Annotated in this window: 16 protein-coding genes; 6 read left to right on the forward strand and 10 right to left on the reverse strand. The window is 72.5% G+C overall.

Translation table 11 applies throughout. The features are described 5' to 3' along the window. The first annotated feature begins 14 nt into the window (after positions 1-14). A complete protein-coding gene (locus tag FBY23_RS06415) occupies positions 15-815 on the forward strand; it encodes an amidohydrolase family protein (protein WP_141797387.1) in 801 nt (266 codons plus the stop codon). 21 nt (positions 816-836) lie between these two features. On the opposite strand, the gene FBY23_RS06420 is transcribed toward FBY23_RS06415, so the two are convergent. Genes FBY23_RS06420 through FBY23_RS06435 form a run of 4 tightly spaced genes read right to left on the reverse strand, consistent with a single transcriptional unit; the run spans position 837 to position 5,319 of the window. Beyond that, entirely contained in the window at positions 837-1,577 is a 741-nt protein-coding gene (locus FBY23_RS06420) for a FadR/GntR family transcriptional regulator (RefSeq protein ID WP_222117757.1), read from the reverse strand. Next, positions 1,574-2,488, reverse strand: coding sequence for an alpha/beta hydrolase (locus FBY23_RS06425; RefSeq protein WP_141797388.1), 915 nt, complete (start codon positions 2,486-2,488; stop codon positions 1,574-1,576). Before FBY23_RS06425 ends, FBY23_RS06420 begins: the two co-directional genes overlap by 4 nt. Further along, positions 2,481-3,692, reverse strand: a complete 1,212-nt coding sequence (locus FBY23_RS06430; RefSeq protein WP_141797389.1) for a CaiB/BaiF CoA-transferase family protein — start codon at positions 3,690-3,692, stop codon at positions 2,481-2,483. Before FBY23_RS06430 ends, FBY23_RS06425 begins: the two co-directional genes overlap by 8 nt. Before the next feature lie 19 nt (positions 3,693-3,711). After that, positions 3,712-5,319, reverse strand: a complete 1,608-nt coding sequence (locus FBY23_RS06435) for an NAD(P)/FAD-dependent oxidoreductase (protein WP_141797390.1) — start codon at positions 5,317-5,319, stop codon at positions 3,712-3,714. 137 nt (positions 5,320-5,456) lie between these two features. On the opposite strand from FBY23_RS06435, the gene FBY23_RS06440 reads away from it, so the two are divergent. After that, a complete protein-coding gene (locus FBY23_RS06440) occupies positions 5,457-7,046 on the forward strand; it encodes a tannase/feruloyl esterase family alpha/beta hydrolase (RefSeq protein WP_141797391.1) in 1,590 nt (529 codons plus the stop codon). Positions 7,047-7,054: 8 nt separating this feature from the next. Here the strand turns inward: FBY23_RS06440 and FBY23_RS06445 are convergent, their stop codons facing one another. The 3 genes from FBY23_RS06445 to FBY23_RS06455 form a co-directional block, all read right to left on the reverse strand. Continuing rightward, entirely contained in the window at positions 7,055-7,816 is a 762-nt protein-coding gene (locus tag FBY23_RS06445) for a FadR/GntR family transcriptional regulator (RefSeq protein ID WP_160158176.1), read from the reverse strand. Positions 7,817-7,921: 105 nt separating this feature from the next. Then, on the reverse strand, positions 7,922-9,502 hold the full coding sequence (locus FBY23_RS06450) for a fatty acyl-CoA synthetase (RefSeq protein WP_141797393.1): 1,581 nt from the start codon (positions 9,500-9,502) through the stop codon (positions 7,922-7,924). Positions 9,503-9,612: 110 nt separating this feature from the next. Then, complete coding sequence (locus FBY23_RS06455) at positions 9,613-11,580, reverse strand: MFS transporter (protein WP_141797394.1); 1,968 nt, start codon at positions 11,578-11,580, stop codon at positions 9,613-9,615. Between the two features lie 36 nt (positions 11,581-11,616). On the opposite strand from FBY23_RS06455, the gene FBY23_RS06460 reads away from it, so the two are divergent. Both FBY23_RS06460 and FBY23_RS06465 read left to right on the forward strand, forming a co-directional pair. After that, a complete protein-coding gene (locus FBY23_RS06460; protein ID WP_141797395.1) occupies positions 11,617-11,958 on the forward strand; it encodes a DUF2200 domain-containing protein in 342 nt (113 codons plus the stop codon). Positions 11,959-12,104: 146 nt separating this feature from the next. After that, positions 12,105-12,917, forward strand: a complete 813-nt coding sequence (locus FBY23_RS06465) for an alpha/beta fold hydrolase (protein ID WP_141797396.1) — start codon at positions 12,105-12,107, stop codon at positions 12,915-12,917. Positions 12,918-12,932: 15 nt separating this feature from the next. On the opposite strand, the gene FBY23_RS06470 is transcribed toward FBY23_RS06465, so the two are convergent. After that, positions 12,933-14,393 (reverse strand): DUF1254 domain-containing protein, encoded by a 1,461-nt coding sequence (locus tag FBY23_RS06470; RefSeq protein WP_141797397.1) that lies wholly within the window; start codon positions 14,391-14,393, stop codon positions 12,933-12,935. 56 nt (positions 14,394-14,449) lie between these two features. Further along, positions 14,450-15,493 carry an AraC family transcriptional regulator gene (locus tag FBY23_RS06475; RefSeq protein WP_174245185.1) on the reverse strand — a complete coding sequence of 348 codons (1,044 nt, stop codon included), beginning with the start codon at positions 15,491-15,493 and terminating at the stop codon, positions 14,450-14,452. A gap of 70 nt (positions 15,494-15,563) precedes the next feature. Here FBY23_RS06475 and FBY23_RS06480 point away from each other — a divergent pair, with 70 nt between their 5' ends. After that, positions 15,564-16,154 carry a hypothetical protein gene (locus tag FBY23_RS06480; protein WP_141797398.1) on the forward strand — a complete coding sequence of 197 codons (591 nt, stop codon included), beginning with the start codon at positions 15,564-15,566 and terminating at the stop codon, positions 16,152-16,154. A gap of 17 nt (positions 16,155-16,171) precedes the next feature. Next, positions 16,172-16,612, forward strand: coding sequence for a YiiD C-terminal domain-containing protein (locus tag FBY23_RS06485; RefSeq protein WP_222117758.1), 441 nt, complete (start codon positions 16,172-16,174; stop codon positions 16,610-16,612). A 17-nt stretch (positions 16,613-16,629) separates the two neighbouring features. Here FBY23_RS06485 and FBY23_RS06490 read toward each other — a convergent pair whose 3' ends face one another. Beyond that, positions 16,630-18,654, reverse strand: a complete 2,025-nt coding sequence (locus tag FBY23_RS06490; RefSeq protein WP_141797399.1) for a FlgD immunoglobulin-like domain containing protein — start codon at positions 18,652-18,654, stop codon at positions 16,630-16,632. Positions 18,655-18,656 lie beyond the last annotated feature (2 nt).

The raw sequence follows: 18,656 nt of genomic DNA on the forward strand, positions 1-18,656 counted from the left end.
CGAAGGGAATCCGCGTGATCATCGACGCCCACGCCCACGTCTGGCCCGACCGGATCGCCGAGATCGCGCTGTCGGCCAACCGGCTGCCCGACCTGCACGCGCGCGGCGACGGCACCGTCGCCGGCCTCACCGCCGACATGGCGGCCAGCGGGGTGTCGGTCAGCTGCTGCCTCGGCATCGCCAACGAGGCCCGCCACGTCGACTCGGTCAACCGGTTCGTCGCCGGGCTCACCTCCGAGACCCGGTTCGGCTTCGGCACCGTGCACGTCGACCTCTCGGCCGAGGAGAACCTCGCCAGCCTGCGGCGGCACGGCGTGCGCGCGGTCAAGATCCACCCGCTGTTCCAGGGCTTCGCGCTCGACGACCCGCGGTTGTGGGAGATCTTCGAGGCGTTCGGCGACGAGTTCGCGGTGATCACCCACGTCGGGGAGGGCGGCTCGCCCGAGGCCAACCGCCTGTCCAGCCCCGCGATGATCCGCGACATCGCCCGCCAGTTCCCCCGGCTCAAGCTGATGGCCTGCCACTTCGGCGGCTACAAGATCCTCGACGACGCCGAGGAGATGCTCGCCGGCGCCGACGTGGTCCTGGAGACCAGCTGGCCGCCGAGCCTCGCGACGCTGCGCCCCGAGCGGGTGCGCGAGCTGATCCGCAAGCACGGCGCCGAGCGCATCGTCTTCGGCTCGGACTGGCCGATGACCAGCCCGGCCGAGGAGATCCGCGCCATCGACGCGCTCGGGCTGGGCGACGACGAGACCAAGTCGGTCCTCGGCGGCACGCTCGCCCGGCTGCTCGGGATCGACTCGCCCTGGGCGTGAGCCGGGGCGGTCGGTGGTCGGTCAGGCGCCGTTGCCCCACACGATGGGTGCGGCCAGCACGTCGGGGAACTTCTTCTCGGCGTACTTGAGGTACTGCTGGACGTGGTCGGCCATCGCCTCGGCGGAGGCCGCCGGGTCGCGCTCGGCGATCGCCTCGTAGATGCTCAGGTGGGCCTTGTGCACCGCCGCGCGGCGTACCTCGGGGTAGTCGATGCCGATCGCCGAGCCGTCGAGGATCCCGAGCAGCGCGTCGACGAGGTAGCCGAACATCGCGTTGCCCGAGCCGTGCGCGATCACGTCGTGGAAGCGCTTGTTCTCCTCGAGGAACACCGACTGGTCGTCGAGGTGGTCCTGCATGGTGTCCACGCTCGCCTTGAGGTCGGCCAGCTGGGCGTCGGACATCCGCTGCGCGGCCAGCTGGGCCATCATCGGCTCGAGGCCGCCGCGGGCCTCGGCGATGGTGCGGAACGGCGCGTTGGCGAACTGCAGCAGCAGGGTCAGCGATGTCGCCAGGCTGGTCGCGTCGGGCTGCTGGACGACGGGGCCGCCGCCGGGCCCCGGCTTGAGCGAGATGACGCCCTGCAGCTCGAGGAAGCGGAGCGACTCGCGCAGCGTGCCGCGACCGACCTCGTAGTCCTCGAGCATCAGCCGTTCCGGGGGGAGCCGGTCGCCGACGGTGTTGCCGCGCCGGTTGATGTCGCCGACGATGCGCTGGGCCAGCAGCATCGCGGTCTTCTGGGGTCGCATCGGGACGGAGCTCATCGGTTCACCTCGGTGGTGGTCGGGGCGGCGAGCCGCCGGACGGCGTCGACGACGCCGGCCCGCGCCGCACGGGCGCCGGCCGAGGCCGCCGTGAAGCGCAGGAAGCCGTGACACAGGTCGGGGTGCTGCTCGACGGTGACCGGTACGCCGGCCGCACGGGCCGTGGCGGCGAAGGCCGCGCCCTCGTCGTGCAACGGGTCGTGCCCGGCCAGGACCACGTGCGTCGGTGGCAGCACCGAGAGGTCCGGCGCGTGCAGCGGGACCAGGTCGGGCGTGGGCGCGGGCGGCCGGGCGCCGGCGAGGTAGTGCTCGAAGAACCAGGCCATGTCGGCCGCCCCGATCGGGAACGCCTCGGCCCGGGACCGGTACGACGGGGTGCTGCCCGGCAGGCCGAGCACGGGATAGAGCAGCAGCAGGAACGCCGGCGCCGGGTCCGGGGAGCGCAGCGTGAGCGCGGCGGCCAGGTTGCCGCCGGCGCTGTCGCCGCCGAGGCCGAGCGGGCCGTCGTAGGTCGCCCGGGTCCAGGCCCAGGCTGCGGCGAGGTCGTCCAGCCCGGCCGGGAACGGGTGCTCGGGGGCGAGCCGGTAGTCGACGCTCACGACCCGCACGCCCGCATCCGCGAGGAAGCGGCACAGCTCGTCGGAGTAGTCGAGGTCGCCGGTCACCCAGCCGCCGCCGTGGGCGTGGACGAGGGTGGCCGGGGGAGCGGCTGCGGGCTCGTAGACCCGCACCGGGACGGGCGCCCCGTCCGCGGGACCGAGGTCGGCGACGGCCACCGACGGGCCCTCGCTGCACAGCCGGTTGCCGGCGACGACGCGCTCGCGGGCCTGGGACGGGGTGAGGTCGACCATCGCGACATTGCCCGTCGCGGCGTCCCGGAGCGCCGCGAGGCCCGCCTCGAGGTCAGCCACTGACCACCCCGGCGGCGACCAGGCCGGCCAGCTCGTCGGCGCCCAGGCCCAGGCCGGTCAGCACCTCGGTGGTGTGCTCGCCGACGGCCGGGACGCCGTCGTAAGACGGACCCTCGTAGGACCGCAGGTGCAGGATCGGGCCCGGCACCAGCGCCCGCGCGCCCAGCGCGCTGCCGGTGAGGGCGGTCAGCGTGCGCTCGGCGAAGTGCGGGTCGGCGACGATGTCGCTGGAGTCGTTGACCGCGGCGGCGACCACCTCGAACTTGTCGAGGATCGCGAGCACCTCGTCGCGCGGGCGCTGCGCGACCCAGCCGATGACGATCTCCTGCAGGGAGTCGTTGTTGGCCATCCGCGCGACGTTGGTGGCGTAGCGCTCGTCGGTCTGCAGGTCGATGCGGTCCATCGCCTCGAACAGCCGCATCGCGATCGCCTGGTTGGAGCCGGCGATCGAGAGCCAGCCGCCGTCGCCGGCCTGGTAGATCCCGCGCGGCGACGCGGCGCCGGACGCGTTGCCGTGGCGCTGCATGATCGTCCCCGACGCGGTGTAGTTGAGGATCGCGTCGCCGAGGATGAACATCAGCGGCTCGTAGAGCGCGACGTCGACCTCGCCGCCGACACCGGTGCGGCCGCGGTCGAACAGCGCCATCGCCGTGCCGTAGGCCGCGGAGATGCCGGCGATGGAGTCCGCGAACCCGAACGGCGGCGCCGTCGGCGGGGTGTGCGGCCAGCCGTTGAGGAACGCGTAGCCGCTGGCGGTCTCGGCGACCGTGCCGAACCCGGGCCGCTCGCGGTACGGGCCGGTCTGCCCGAAGCCGCTCACCCGGGTCATCACGAGTCCGGGGTTGCTCGCCCGGAGCTCGTCGTACGACATGCCCCAGGCCTCCATCCGGCCCGGACGGAAGTTCTCGATGAGGACGTCGGCGCCGGCGACCAGCCGGCCGAGCAGCCCGCGGCCCTCGGCGGTGCGCAGGTCGAGCCCGACCGACCGCTTGCCGGAGTTGAGGCGGGCGAACCCGATGGCGGTGCCCTCGTGGGCCGGCTGCCACTGGCGGGCGAAGTCGCCGTGCGTCGGGTCCTCGATCTTGATCACGTCGGCGCCGAAGTCGCGCAGCATCCGGCCGGCCGTGGGCGCGGCGTACATGGAGCCGGCCTCGATCACGCGCAGGCCGGCGAGGGGCCCCTGGGTGGAGCTCGGGGAGGTCATGGGGTCGTCGATCCTTCGCTCAGTTGAGGGTGAAGCCGGCGTAGTCGTCGGCGGCGACCTGGTCGCACACGTCGCGGTAGTGGCCCACGCCCCCGAGGTAGAGCATGAACACGCGCGGCTTCCCGGGGACGTTCGCGCCGACGTACCAGGAGCTGCCCTTCATGAACAGGGTGGGCGCCGCGACGTCGTAGACCTCCTGGGTCCAGCGGTCCTGGGCCTCGGGCTGCACCTCGGCGCGAGTGATGCCGTTCTTGTACTGGTACTGCACGAAGTCGGTGATCCACTCGACGTGCTGCTCGATGGAGATCAGCATGTTGCTGAGCACCGAGGGGCTGCCGGCGCCGGCGACGACGTACAGGTTCGGGAAGCCGTGGGTGCCGATCCCGAGGAAGGTGCGCGGGCCGTCGGCCCACGCGTCCGGCAGCGTCCGGCCGTCCACGCCGCGGATGTCGATGGCGAACAGCGGACCGGTGAGCGCGTCGAAGCCGGTGGCGAGCACGAGGACGTCGAGCTCGTGGCGGGCCCCGCTCTCCAGCACGACCGCGTTGCCCTCGACCCGGGCGATCGGGTCGGCGGCGACGTCGACGAGCGAGACGTTCTCGCGGTTGAACGTCGTGTAGTAGTCGATCTCCAGGACCAGCCGCTTCGCGCCGAACGGGTAGCCCTTCGGGCACAGCGCCTCGGCCGTGGCGGGGTCCGTGACGATCTCACGGATCCGGTCGCGGACGAAGGCGCCGGCGGTCTCGGCGGCGGTCTCGTCGGTCCGGAAGTCGCGGTAGGCGGCCAGGATGTCGGGGCCGCCGCGCTCCCAGTGACCGTGGAAGGTCTCCTCCAGGGCCGCCGGGTCGACGTCGAGCGCCGACTCGGTGCCGATGTGGCGGTGGGTGCCGCCCGGGTGGTGCCGGGCGATGTCGCGGTACTCCTGGAAGCGTGCCTTGAGGTCGGCGACGTACGCGGGGTCGAGGTCGTGGTTGCGGGCGGGGATCGCGTAGTGGGCGGTCCGCTGGAAGACCGAGAGGTGGCCGGCCTGCTTGGCGACCTGCGGGATGGTCTGCACGCCCGAGGAGCCGGTGCCGATCACCCCGACCCGCTTGCCGGAGAGCTCCACGCCCTCGCGGGGCCAGTCGCCGGTGTGGGCGAGCACGCCGGCGAAGTCCGCGATGCCGGGGATCGCCGGGAGCTGCGGGGTGGAGAGCTGTCCGCCCGCCATGATCACGTGGCGGGCGACGAGGTGGTCGCCGCGGTCGGTGGCGACCCGCCAGACCGTCGCCTCGTCGTCCCAGTGCAGCTCGCTCACCCGGGTGGAGAAGGTGATGCCGGAGCGCAGGTCGAGCCGGTCGGCGACGAAGTTGATGTAGCGCAGGATCTCCGGCTGGGCCGGGTAGCGCTCGGTCCAGGTCCAGTCCTGGACGATCGTGTCGTCGAACGAGTAGCAGTAGTCGACGCTCTCGATGTCGCAGCGGGCGCCGGGGTACCGGTTGCGGTACCAGACGCCGCCGAGGTCGTCGTCGCCCTCGATGACGTGGACGGTGCGGCCCAGGCCACGCAGCCGGTGCAGGCTGTAGAGGCCGGAGAAGCCGGCGCCGACGACCAGGACGTCGAGCTCGGTCGGGGGAGTCGCACGCAATGTTCCAGTCCTCTCGCTTAAACAATGCTCATGAATATTAGCATTGCGGTGAGAGGTGTCACAAGGGATGCCGAGCGGCTCGGGTGAGGGTGGGTTATCTCGTATTCACAATTATGGTAGTAAACATCGTCATGAATATGACATCGAGGTTCGCGAGCGGCGGTCGGCGCGCCGCCTCCGTCCTGCTGGTGGCCGGTTGCCTGGCCGCCGCCCCGGTGTGGGCGGGCGCCGGCCCGGTGTCCGCCGATCCGGCGACGGGAGCCTGCGCGCCCGGCGCCTCGTGGTCGGACCTGGCGGTGGTCGGCGCCGAGGTGACCGCGGTCGACGCGGTGGCCAACCCGGGAGGGAGCACGAGGCTCACGCCGCCCCTCGCCTCCGCGACGCCGGACATCGCCTTCTGCGAGGTCGAGATCACGCTCACCCACGGTGTCGAGGGCGGGCTGGGTCCGGACGAGGCGCGCGTGTGGCTGTGGCTTCCGGACGACTGGAACGGCCGCCTCCAGGAGGTCGGCGGTGGGGGGACGCACGCCACCAACGGCCCGCGCGCGATGGCTCCGGCCCTGGCCGACGGGTACGCCGTCGTCGCCAGCGACTCGGGTGTCCCCGATGCCCGTCAGCCGAACATCTTCCTGACGTCCGAGGGTGCCTTCGACTGGCAGACCTACGAGAACTGGACCTATCGCGGCGTGCGCGACGCGACGGTCCTCGCCCAGGCGGCCGTGAGGGCGTACTACGGCGAGCCCGCCGCGTACTCCTACTGGAACGGCTGCTCCAACGGCGGCCGGCAGGGGATGGCGATGGCCCAGCGCTTCCCCGACCTGTTCGACGGCATCCTCGCCGGTGCGCCGGCGATGTACGGCGCGGACCGGCTCAACATGACGATGTCGTGGCCCGCGGTCGTGCAGAACGAGCGGCTGGGCGACTTCCTCCCGACCTGCAAGCTCGCGGCGCTGCGCGACGCGGTGCTCGCCGCGTGTGACGGTGACGACGGCGTCCGGGACGGGCTGGTCAGCCGCCCGGAGCTGTGCGACTACCGGGCGGCACTCGACGGCGCCGTCGGCACGAAGACGCCGTGCGGCAAGGTGAGGAAGGCGGACGCCGCCGTGGTGGCCGAGATCTACCGGGGTCCGCACGAGGCCGACGGGCGCGCCGTCTGGTACGGCCACACCCCGGGCATGGACCTGACCGGGGGCGTCGTCCGGGTGCCGCCCACCTTCGCGCTGCAGAACTTCGCGTTCGCCGACCTGTCCTACGACTGGCGCCAGGTCTCGACCACCGACCTCGTGGGCGAGGTCCGGTCCCGGCTGCAGGGCCGCCTGGAACTGCTGGCCACCGCCGACCCGGCGCTCGACACCTTCGCCGAGCAGGGCGGCAAGGTGCTGATGTGGCACGGCCTGGCCGACGGGCTCTTCCCGGCCGACCAGTCCGTCCACTACTACGACGAGGTGCGGACCCTGTCGGGTGCCGCCACCGACGACTACTTCCGGCTCTTCCTGGCTCCCGGCGTGGACCACTGCGGCGGCGGAGCCGGGCCGCAGCCCGTCGCCCCCTTCCGGGCGCTGGTGCGCTGGGTCGAGGACGGCCAGGCGCCGGACGTGCTGCCGGCGAGCGGGCCGGCACCGGACGGCGGCACCCGCGAGCGTCGCCTGTGCGCCTACCCCGAGGTGCAGCACTACCGGGGCGGCGACCCGGACAGCGCGGCCTCCTTCACCTGCGGCGCAGCCTGAGCGACGGGTCAGCCGCGGTTGTGCCAGACGACGACCTCGTCGAGCAGCGCCGGGTGCTGCTTGGCCACGAAGGCGACGTAGTCCTTCATGTGGCCGGTCATCAGGCTCTCGGCCTGCGCCCCGTCGCCGGCGAGGATCGCGGCCGCGATCTCGATGTGGGCGGTGTGGACCTCGCGCTGCCGGTTGGTCGGGAACAGGACGGTCTGCACGCGGTCCCGGAAGATCTCCGCCAGGGACTGGCACACCAGGGTCACCAGGGTGTTCTCGCCCAGGGCGATGAGCGAGGCGTGGAAGTCGCCGGTGATGTGCAGGTAGGTCTCGTTGTCGTCGGCGTCGGGCCCGGCGGACGCGAGGGCCACGAGCTCCTCGGCCGCGGCCGAGCCCTTCTGCCGCTCGGCGGCGAGCCGGGCGGCCATCGGCTCGAGGACCAGCCGCGCCTCGTTGACCTCGCGGTAGGTGACCTCGGCGAACTGGAAGAACAGCGAGGCCACCCGGCCGAAGTCCTCGGGGTGGACGCTCTGCACGACCGGCCCGCCGCCCGGGCCGGGCTTGAGCGCGATCAGGCCGCAGGTCTCCAGCACGCGCAGCGCCTCGCGGAGCGTGCCGCGGCCGACGCCGTACTCGGCGAGCATGTCGACCTCCTTGGGCAGCTGGTCGCCCTGGGTCAGGCCGCGCCGCTTGATGTCCTTGAGGACCGACTGCGCCACGTTGTTGGCGAGCTTGTCCTTGCGGGCGGTCCGTCGGGGGGTCGCTCCGGCCGTCGTGCTCATCACTGCTCCTCCATGCGAATCATGATGATGACATCTTGACCACTCCGCAGCCCGATGGCGGGGAGGCATGGCGGGGAGCGGCCGACAGACCGGTCCCGAGTGTCCTCAGCCGGCCTCGCCGGCGGCCAGGTCGGCGTGCGCGTCGCGGAGCTGGCGCTTGAGGATCTTGCCGCTCGGGTTCTTGGGGAGGGCGTCGGCGAGCACGACGTACTTGGGCGCCTTGTAGCCCGCGAGCACCGAGCGGGCGTGGGCGAGCACGGCATCGGCGGACAGGTCCGCCCCCGCCCGAGGTACGACGACCGCGGCCACCGCCTCGACCCAGCGCGGGTGGCTGACGCCGAAGACCGCGACCTCGGCGACGTCGGGGTGGGTGTAGATCGCCTCCTCGACCTCGCGGCTGGCGACGTTCTCGCCGCCGGTCTTGATCATGTCCTTCTTGCGGTCGACCACGTAGAGGTGGCCGGTGTCGTCGAGGTAGCCGAGGTCGCCGGAGTGGAACCAGCCGCCCCGGAAGGCCTCGGCGGTCTTCGCATCGTCGCGGTAGTAGCCGAGCGTGGCGTGCGGGCTGCGGTGCACGATCTCGCCGACCGTGCCCGCGGGGACGGGGGCATCGTCGTCGTCGACGATCCGGGTCTCGACGTTGATCGAGGGCCGACCGGCCGAGCCGGCGTACGGAAGCTGCTCGTCGGGGCCCAGGATCGTGGCCAGCGGGGCCATCTCGGTCTGGCCGTAGAAGTTCCACAGCGCGACCCCGGGCAGCCGCTGCTGGAGCTCGCGCAGCACCTCGACCGGCATCGGCGAGGCGCCGTAGTAGCCCTTGCGCAGGCTGGACAGGTCGGTGGTGTCGAAGTCGGGATGGCGCAGGAGGCCGATCCACACGGTGGGCGGCGCGAAGAACTTGGTCACCCGGTGCTCGGCGATGGTGCGCAGCACGCTCGCCGGGTCCGGGCCGGGCAGGATGATGCTCGTCGCGCCGAGGTAGACATCGGTGCCGAGGAAGCAGTCCAGCTGCGCGCAGTGGTAGAGCGGGAGCGTGTGCAGCTCGACGTCGTCGGCGCTCATCGACCCGTCCAGCGCGCACGAGACGTACTGCCACAGCAACGACCGGCTGCTCAGCAGCGCACCCTTGGGCCGTGACTCGGTGCCGGAGGTGAACATCATCCGGACCGGGTCGTCGTCGCCCATCGGTACGACGACCGCCGGTCCCTCGTGGTCGAGCCAGCCCGCCAGGTCCCCCCACCCGTCGGGAGCCGCCTGCCCGGCGAGCCGGATCACCCGCCGCTCCCGCACTTGCGGGTCGGCCGCCGCGGCGATCGCGGCGTCGGCCACCGCAACCAGTGCGTCCTCGGCGACGAACCCGGTCGCGCCGCTGTGGTCGAGGATGAACGCGATCTCGTCGGCACCGAGCATGAAGTTGATCGGCACCAGCACCACGCCGGCGCGGGCCGCGGCGAAGTCGAGCACCGCGAACTGCCAGCAGTTGTGGCTGAGCAGCGCCAGCCGGTCGCCCTTGCCGAGCCCGGCGTCCGCCATCGCGGCGGCCGCCCGATCGACGTACGCGTCCAGCTCGGCGAACGTCAGCCGCGTGTCCCCGTCGACGATCGCGACCTTGTCGGGGACGCGCTGCGCCGTGCGCCGGGGCAGGTCGCCGAGGGTGTGCTGACGGGCCGAGGAGACGTCGCTCATGCCCCGAGGCTAGACCTCACGCCGTCCTCACCGATCTCCCGCACCCCATGCGATTTGGCTCCGAGAAGGCCGTTCCTGCGACCAAGACGTATGGGGTGCGCCCAGCGGCGTCACGTCGCGTCCGCGGCGTCGGCCAGGGGCGTCCCCAGTTGCAGGTCGAAGTCCCGGGCCTCCTCCCACACGCTCAGCGTGCGGGCGCCGAGCGCCTCGGTGGGCCCGGCGACGGTGAGCACGTAGCGCCCGTTGGCGGGACGCGGCACCTCGTAGCGACCCTCGTGGTCGGTGCGGACGGTCGCGACCAGCTCGCCACTCGTGCGGGTGAGGACGACCAGAGCATCGACCACCGGACGGTCCCCGGCGTCGCGGATGGTGCCGCGCAGGGTGAGCCGCTCGCGCAGCACGATCGGCGGGACCGGCGCCGCGCTGTCGAGCGTCATCATCCGCGAGCGTGGCCGCCAGCCGTCGGCGGAGGTGACGACGAGATAGTCCGCGGGCTCCGGTACGGCGGCCGTGAACCGCCCCTCCGCGTCGGCCTGCCCCCAGTCGACCGCGCGGCCGTCGGGGGTCAGCACGGTCACCACGGCGTGCCGGATCGGGTTGCCCTTGAGGCTGAGCACCCGGCCCTGGACGATCTGCGCGCGCGTGGTGTTCTCCGCGCCCGAGCGGTCCGCCTCCTCGGCGTACTCCCGCATCCGCAGCATGGGTACGCCGATCAGGGCCGTCGCGAGCGCGGCCCCGGCGGCGAGCCAGAAGATCAGCATCAGCGAGTGCAGGCTCGGCAGCTCGCGCCCGGCCAGCGACATCGTCGAGGCCGTGGTGATCGCCGCGGTGGCGGCGCTGGCGGTGGACGTGCCGAAGGAGCGCAGCAGCACGTTGAGGCCGTTGGCGGAGGCGGTCTCGGTGACGGGGACCGCGCGCATCACGAGCGTCGGCAGGGCGCCGTACACCATGGCAGTGCCGGTGCCGACGACCACCGAGCCGATGACGACCTGCGGGAGGTCGGCGCTGTAGAAGGTCCGCCACACGTAGGTGGCGCTCATCAGCAGCGCACCCGAGACGAGGGTGGCCTGCGGGCCGATCCGCCGGATCAGCCAGGCCGAGACCGGCGCCATCAGGCCGAACGCGGCGGCGTTCGGGACCATCCAGAGCCCGGTGTGGAGGACGTCGAGGCCGCGGCCGTAGCCGGTGCCCGTCGGCATCTGGAGCAGCTGGGTGGTGACCAGCATGTTGGCGAACATGGAGAAGCCCGCGAACACCGAGGCGAGGTTGACCAGGACGACCGAGCGGCGGGCCGCCACGCGTACGTCGACCAGCGGGCGCGGGGTGCGCAGCTCGAGCGGGATCCAGAGCGCGAGCACCGCCGCGCCTCCGGCGAGACAGCCCACGGTCGACGCCGCGGTCCAGCCCCACTGGCCGCCCTTGGAGAGGGCGAGCAGGACGGCGGTCAGCGCCACCGACAGCAGGGCGGCGCCGCGCAGGTCGAAGGAGCCGCTGGTGCGCACCGGCGACTCGGGCAGCAGGCTCAGCGTCCCGGCGATGAGCACGATCCCGACGACGCCGGTGAGCCAGAAGGACGCGTGCCAGTCCATGTGCTGCACGATCAGCCCCGACAGCGGGAGCCCGACGCCCGCGCCGATGGCGAGGGTCGCGCTCATCAGGGCCACGCCGAGCGGCACCCGGTCGCGGGGCAGCTCGTCGCGCATGATCGCGATGGCGACCGGGATGAGGGCGACGCCGACGCCCTGCAGTGCGCGGGCCCCGATCAGGAGCGGCAGCTGCTGGCTGAGCGCGCCGAGCAACGAGCCGCCGACGGCGACCCCGAGCGAGACGACCATCATCCGGCGCTTGCCGTACATGTCGGCCAGCCGCGAGATCGTCGGCGTCGCGACCGCTCCGCTGAGCAGGGTCGCGGTCACCAGCCAGGAGGCGCTGTCGGCCGACGTACCGAGCAGGCGGGGGAGGTCCGGCAGGAGGGGCAGCAGCAGGGTCTGCTGGAGCGAGACCACGATGCCGCAGCACGACAGCATCGCCACGACGACCGCAGGGCTCGTGCGTGGTCGGACCGGCTCGACGACCACGCTGGAGGCACCTCTTCCTCAACTACGCTGCACTGCGTGCACCGTATCTTCTCGACGACCGTCGCGTCGGTCCACTCCCACTACGTGACCAAGGTGGAGCGCAAGGGGCGCACCCGGGCCGAGGTCGACGAGGCCATCTGCTGGCTGACCGGGTTCTCGCCGGCCGAGCTGCAGGCCCACCTCGACGCCGGTACGACGTTCGAGGACTTCTTCGCCGCAGCCGAGCTCAACCCCGCCGCCGCCCTCATCACCGGCGTCGTCTGCGGGATCCGGGTCGAGGACGTCGAGGACCCGTTGATGCAGAAGATCCGCTACCTCGACAAGCTCGTCGACGAGATCGCCCGCGGCAAGGCGATGGACAAGGTGCTCCGGAGCTGACCCTGCCGCCTCGCCGTCGCCGAGGCGGAACCCGATGCGAACAGGTGCTTGCGCCCAGCTAGCACGTCCCATACCCTCGGTATCCGCAACTCTCAGTTGCACCTATCTGCCGCACCAGCGCCGGTGCGGGGAAGAGCGAGGTCGCCATGCTTGCCCATGAACGGATCGGCTCCGGAGAGCCCCTCGTGCTCGTGCACGGGATCGGCCACCGCCGGCAGGCGTGGTACCCGCTGGTCGACCGGCTCGCCGAAGAGCGCGAGCTCGTGCTGATCGACCTGCCGGGACACGGGGAGTCCCCGGCGCTGGTGCCCGACGGACGACCGGTGCGCGACATCCTGCGCGACATCCTCGAGGACTTCTTCGTCGAGCAGGGGCTCGACCGCCCGCACATCGCGGGCAACTCGCTCGGCGGCCGGATCGCGCTCGAGGCCGCGGCCGACGACCTGGTGAGCAGCGCGACCACGCTCGCGCCCGCCGGGTTCTGGCGCAACCAGCTCGACTTCGCCTACATCCGCGCCGTGTTCACGCTGCTCACCGGCGCCGCCACCCTGGCGCAGCCGGTCGCGCCCGCCATCCTGGCGACCGCGCCCGGGCGAGCCGCCGCCTTCGGCCTCTTGATGACCAAGGGCCACAAGCTCGGCCCGGACGCCGCGCTGGGCGATCTGCGCGGCCTGGTGCACGCCCGCCCGGCGCTGGAGACCATCATCGACGGCGGCTTCCCCTTCGACCGCCCGATCGACCCGGCCATCCCGGTCACGGTCGCATGGGGCACTCGCGACCTGGTGCTGCTGCCCTACCAGGCCGGCCGCGCGCGGCGGGCCCTCCCGGACGCGGAGCACGTGACGCTGCCGAAGTGCGGCCACGTGCCGATGATCGACGACGTCGACCTGGTGGCCGACGTGCTGCTCAAGGGGTCGGCGCACCCGCGACTCGGCCGGGCGACGTACGACGTCGCCTGACCGAGCGCGCGTCCCTCAGCCCGCGGGCAGCACCGCCGGGACCCGCCAGCCGGTCCCGTCGAGGATCCCGGGGATCGCGGTGGTCTGGGTTCCGTACATCCGCCACAGCAGCCGGAAGCCGCCGGCCGGTGTGGGCAGCCAGTTCTGCGCCTGCTCCGGGTCGCTGGGCCGGGTGGCCTGGACGTAGAGGTCGAACGAGCCGTCGGCGTTGCGGTGCAGGTCGGTGCGGTCGTTGATCGCATAGCGGTCGATCTCGTTGGCCACCACGAAGCCGTCGTTGTCGTACAGCGTCAGCGACCAGAATCCGGTGTCGGTGAGCGGGGGCAGCTGGTCGGCCGGGAGGTGCACGACGTAGCGCTTCGCGCCGGTGAGCGGCTGGCCGGTGCGGTCGAGCAGGGCGAGCGGGTACATCGCCTGCTCGGGACGAAGCGCGCCGAGGCCGACCTGGGTGACGACGGAGCGCAGCCGGTAGTCGGTTCCGTAGCTGCCGGTCGGAGTGACCAGGTAGCCGTTGTGCTGGGCGAAGCCCTGTCCGTACAGGCCCATCGCGTCCTGCAGGACCGTCGCCTGCCCGGCCGCGATCGCCGACTCCATGCCCGCGCGGGTGTCGGCGTCGAGCGTCGCGTCGGTGGACGGGTGCCGTCCCGCGCCGATGCCGATCCGGGCGAGCTCGGCCAGCTCCGGTGCGTCGGCGGCCGGCGGCGGGAAGGCCGCGAGCAGGTCGCCGAGGCGGTCGTAGAAGTCCATCCCGGTGGGGAGCCGGACGGGCGCGGCGGTGGTGTCGGGGTCGCTCGGCGTGGCGGCCTTCGCAGGGCGCGGGTACCGGCTCAGCGGCGTCACCGTCGTGGCGTCCTGGATCCGGTGCACCTTCGCCTGGTCCTTGAGGTCGTCGTTGTCGGCGTAGATCCGCTCGATGATCCAGACCCGGTCGTACGGCGACTCGACCCGCGTCACGTGCTTCGGCAGGCGGGCGTCGGCGTGCGACGGGCCGACGATCGCGTAGTCGCCCGGCGGTGTCTGCTCGACCGAGCCGAGGTTGGCGAAGTTCTCCGTGTACGGGCTCATCAGCGGGATCACGAAGTAGCGGTCCCTCACCTTCGGCACGTGGACCACCTGCGGCTCCTCGCGGAGGTCGAGCCACGCGATCGAGTAGAGGGTGTCGAGGTTCGGCGCGACCACCGAGCGGTCCTCGGGGGTGATGAACGACCGGACCGGGTTGAGCCGGTTGACCGGCCCGAACCCGCGGTCGTCCGGCACGTCCACGCTCGTCTGGGCCTGGAAGGTGGCGTCGGTCGTGACCAGGGGCAGGCCGTAGCGGTAGGCCTCGAGGCCGAGCCGGTAGCCGGCGTCGTACGCCGCGCGGTCGGTCGTCCCGTCGGCGGACGCCGGTGCGGCAGTGGTGGCCAGTGCCGACGTCACGACGCCGGCGAGCAGCCCGGCGAGCGCGAGGGCGTGAGAGGTCTTTCTGTGACCCATGGGGATTCCTCTCGGAGAGGTTGGCGGACCCCCTGAATGTCGCAACCGGGCCCCGATCAGGTCTTGACCTCGTGCGCCTCGTTCTTGACCTGCTGCGACAGCCTCCGTGCCTCCTGCCGGACCTGCCTCGGCGGCATGCCGAACCACCGCCGGCTGGCGCGGGAGAGCGCGCTCTGCTCGCTCAACCCGAGTACGCCGGCCAGCTGGCCCAGTGGCATGTCGGTCTCGCGCAGGTAGCGCTCGGCCTCGTCGCGGCGCACCTGGTCGACGAGGGCGGCGAACGAGGTGCCGTGCTCGGAGAGCTGGCGCTGCAGGGTGCGCCGGTGCAGGGCCAGCTGGCCGGCCACCAGGTCCAGGTCGAGGGTGCCGGTCGGAAGCATGTGCCGGACCAGCTCGGCGACCGTGTCGGCCGTCGCCGACGCGGTGGGGACCGCGATCGTGCTGAGGTACTGCTGCGCGAGGGCGTGCACGTCGCCGTCGTCGGCGAGCGGCCGGTTCAGCATCGCGGCCGGGAACCGGAAGCCGTACCGGTCGGCGGCGAACTCGACCCGACAGCCGAAGTAGCCGCGGTACGCCGCCGGATCGCCCATCGGCTGGTGCCGCAGCTGGACCGAGTGCGGCGTGAAGTCCGGTCCGGCGAGCAGGCGGAAGACGCGCAGGGCCACGCCGAGCGCGAGCTCGGCCGCTTGGCGATGCGGTGGCGCGCGACGTACGACGATCCGCCACTCCAGCTGCGCGATCCGCGAGCCCGCCGGCGCGGTCACGGTGATCGCGATCGCGGGGGAGTAGACGGTCATGTACTGCTCGATGGCCTGCAGGGCCGCCCCGGCGGTGCCGGCCGTGCGGGCGGCGACGCCCAGGGGACCGAGGATCTCGATGCCCTGGCGGGTGGCGAGGCGACGGCCGAAGTCGTCGACACCGGTCGCGGCGGCGGCCGCCTCGAGCGCGGTCACGACGCTGCGGTAGCTGATGAAGCTGTCGTGGTCGCCGACCGCGGCGGCCGGCAGGTGGGCCAGGTCGAGCAGCGGTTGCAGCTCGCCGCCCAGCTCCCCGACCAGCTCCGGGTAGCCCTGGAGGGCGGTGCCGCGGATCAGGGACATGTCGCACAGGGTCAAGAACAGGTCGCAGGATGTCAAGACCTGTGGGACGGTCGGCCGCGATCGTGGATCCATGAGCCGCTTCGACATCACCCAGACCAATGCCGCCGTCCATCGCCTGATGGAGACGACCACCAACCCGCGCCACCGCTGGCTGCTGGAGGCCTACGACCGCCACCGCAACCTGGAGATGGCCGGGCGCTGGAAGGAGATCTTCGCCCCGGACATGACCGTCGAGCACCCCGTCTACCACTTCAACGTCTTCGGCATCCAGACCGTGCTCGACGGCGCCGAGGCCGTCCAGGCGGTCTACGAGGACTGGTCGAGCACGGCCCAGTGCGTCTTCTACACCGACGACGAGCAGATCGCCGTCGGCGACAACATGATCGTGTCCACCGCGACCATCTACCAGCAGACTCCGGGCGCCCTGCTCGTGGCCGCGGGTGCGCCCGTCGACCCCGACGCGCACTACCTGGTCGCCAACGTCGAGCACATGATCTGGCCCTACGACGACGAGGGCCGCCTGGTCGGCGAGGACGTGTGGGAGATCGACGAGTCGAAGCGCCAGGTCATCGCGCTCGACCCGTCCGAGGTGCTCACGGTGGAGCAGTCCGCTGCGCTGCTGGCGCCGTACATCCGGGACCTGCCGCCGCGCCCCTGGTGAGCCAGTAGCGTGGCGCCGTGACCACGCCTGCCGACCTCACGACCTACGTCCGCTCGATGATCCCGATCATTGACGCCATGGGCGTCGAGGTGGTCGAGGCCGGAGCCAACGCGGTGGCCGCGCGGCTGCCTGCCGGGCCCAACGTCAACCACTTCGGCACGGCGTACGCCGGCTCCCTGTTCACCGTCGCCGAGGTCCTCGGTGGTCTCTACGCGAGCACCTCGCTGAGTGCCGAGGGCGGCGTACCGCTGCTCAAGTCGATGACCATCGACTTCCTGCGCCCGGCCGCCACCGACGTCGTCTCGCGTGCCCGGCTCGAGGACGACGAGATCCAGCGGATCCTGGCGGAGTACGCCGAGCGCGGGAAGTCCGACTTCGAGCTGGTCGCCGAGGTCACCGACGAGGAGGGCACGGTCGTGGCTCGCACGCGCGGGCTGTACCAGCTGCGCCGGTTCTGAGCGGGGTCCCGTGACGGTCAGTGGCTGACCGTCACCGGGATCGGCGCGCTCCAGACGTAGCCGTACGGCTCAGCGGCGCCGGGGGTGTCCCGGACGACCAGGCTGGTGAGGTAGTAGGTGCCGGTCGGGCGCCCGTCGAGGTCGACGGTGGCCCGGAAGCGGCCGGTGGCCGGGTCGAGCTCCAGGGCCTTGTTGCAGCAGCTGCTCCCGATGACGGCGACGCCGGCGGCGTGCACCTTCACCCCCGGCGTGGGCGTGACCTCGACCGTGAGCAGGTTGCCCGTCCGTCCGACGACCGCGAGCGTCGCCGGCACGGTGTCGTCGAGGTGCACCGGCGCGGAGGCAGGGGCCTCGTTGCCGTGCTCGTCGGTGAAGGTGGTGCTGACGACGTAGTCGCCGCCAGGCAGCGGCTCGCCGTCGGGGCCGGTGCCGTCCCAGGTGAAGGAGGTGCGGCCCTCGCCGCCCTCGGCGACGACGTGGTCGACCACGTTCCCCGCGGTGTCGTTGACGACGAAGTCGGAGGACCGGACTCCGGACTGGTCGCTCACGGAGAAGGTGAACGTGCCCGCGGTGTACTGGCCGGGCAGGCCGAGGTAGAGCCGGCTGTTGGTCGGCAGGGTGACCGCGGGAGCCGTCTCGTCGGGGAGCACGACGAGCTCCTGGTCGGCGGTGGTGAAGGTCGTGGCCGCGGCACCGGTGCCCCGGGTGATCAGCGCGCGGAGCGGGTAGCTGCCGTCCGGTCGGCCGGCCAGGCTGAGCACCGTGCGGTACGTGCCGGTGCCGGCGTCGTACGTCAGGGGCAGCAGGTTCCCGGTGGCCGGGTCGGCGTCAGCGGGGGAGGTCGACACGGTGACGCCGGTGACCCCGGCGCCGGTCTTCGGGGTGACCACGACCTGCCACTGGTAGCCGTCGATCCGGGTCGTCGCCAGGGTGCCGGGGATGGTCGGGTCGAGGACCAGCGTCACGGCGGGGCCGGCGGCGGACAGCCCGGCCGCGTCGGTGAACTTGGTGGCGACCCGGTAGCGGCCGGCGGGCAGGCGGGTGCCGTCGTTGCGGGTGCCCGCCCAACGCAGCGCGTACTGCCAGGTGTGGCTGTCGTCGGTCGGCGCGGCGCCCTCCGCGACCAGGGTGCCGGTCGCGACCCGCGCGCCGATGGCGTTGAGGACCTCGTAGGTGGCCGTGGCGATGCTGCCCGCCTCGCGCACGTAGTAGGTCGTCCCGCTGGTCTCGTACCGGTCGGGGTCGCGCAGGGACAGGGTGTCCGACGACGTCGACGACGGCGCGAGCGCCGGTGCCGGAGCGACCCGGTCGGCGACCCGGATCGGGATCGGGGCGGTGTAGCCCGTCTGCTGGGCGCCGATCCGGTCGGTGAACTCGAACACCGCCCCGGCGTCACGGGAGGAGGCCCCGCAGTCGGACACCTTGAAGGTCGCCTGGATGCGCCCGCCGAAGCCGGGGGTCCGCGAGCCGCTCGTGGCGCACGGGTCGGTGCCGTAGCCGTCGCCCACCACGAACTCCGCGCTGCGCAGCGTGACCCCGGGCTTCGGCCCGACGGACATGGTGATGTTGGTGGCGTAGGTCGTGCCGCTGAAGACCCCTTGGGCCGGTACGACGGTGTGCCGGTCGAGCGGCAGCGGGTAGCTCTCGACGTCCTGGCCGCCGTCGCTGTCGGTGGCCTCGACGCGAAGCGTGTAGTCGCCCTCGGGAAGGGCGGCGTCGTCCGCGTCGGTGAACTGCCAGTCGACCTCGTGGTCGAGTCCGGCCGCCTCGTCGGTCGCGAACGTGTGGACCACCGCGCCGCTGGCGTCCAGGGCGCGGGCGGTGACCGTCGCGGGACGGCTCACCCGGAACGCGACGGAGACCGCCGCGCCCTTCGTGCCGTCGTCCCGGGTCAGTCCCGTCGCGAAGGTGACCTTCGGCTGGGTGGTGAAGGTGATCTGCACGGCGGGGTCGGCGGCCTGGGCCGCGGGCAGGGTGCCCGCCGCGGTCGCCGCGGTCGTCACCGCCAGAGCCGTCGTCGCGATCCTCAGCCAGCGCCCCATGT

The organism is Nocardioides sp. SLBN-35 (assembly GCF_006715725.1).
GTDB lineage: Bacteria > Actinomycetota > Actinomycetes > Propionibacteriales > Nocardioidaceae > Nocardioides.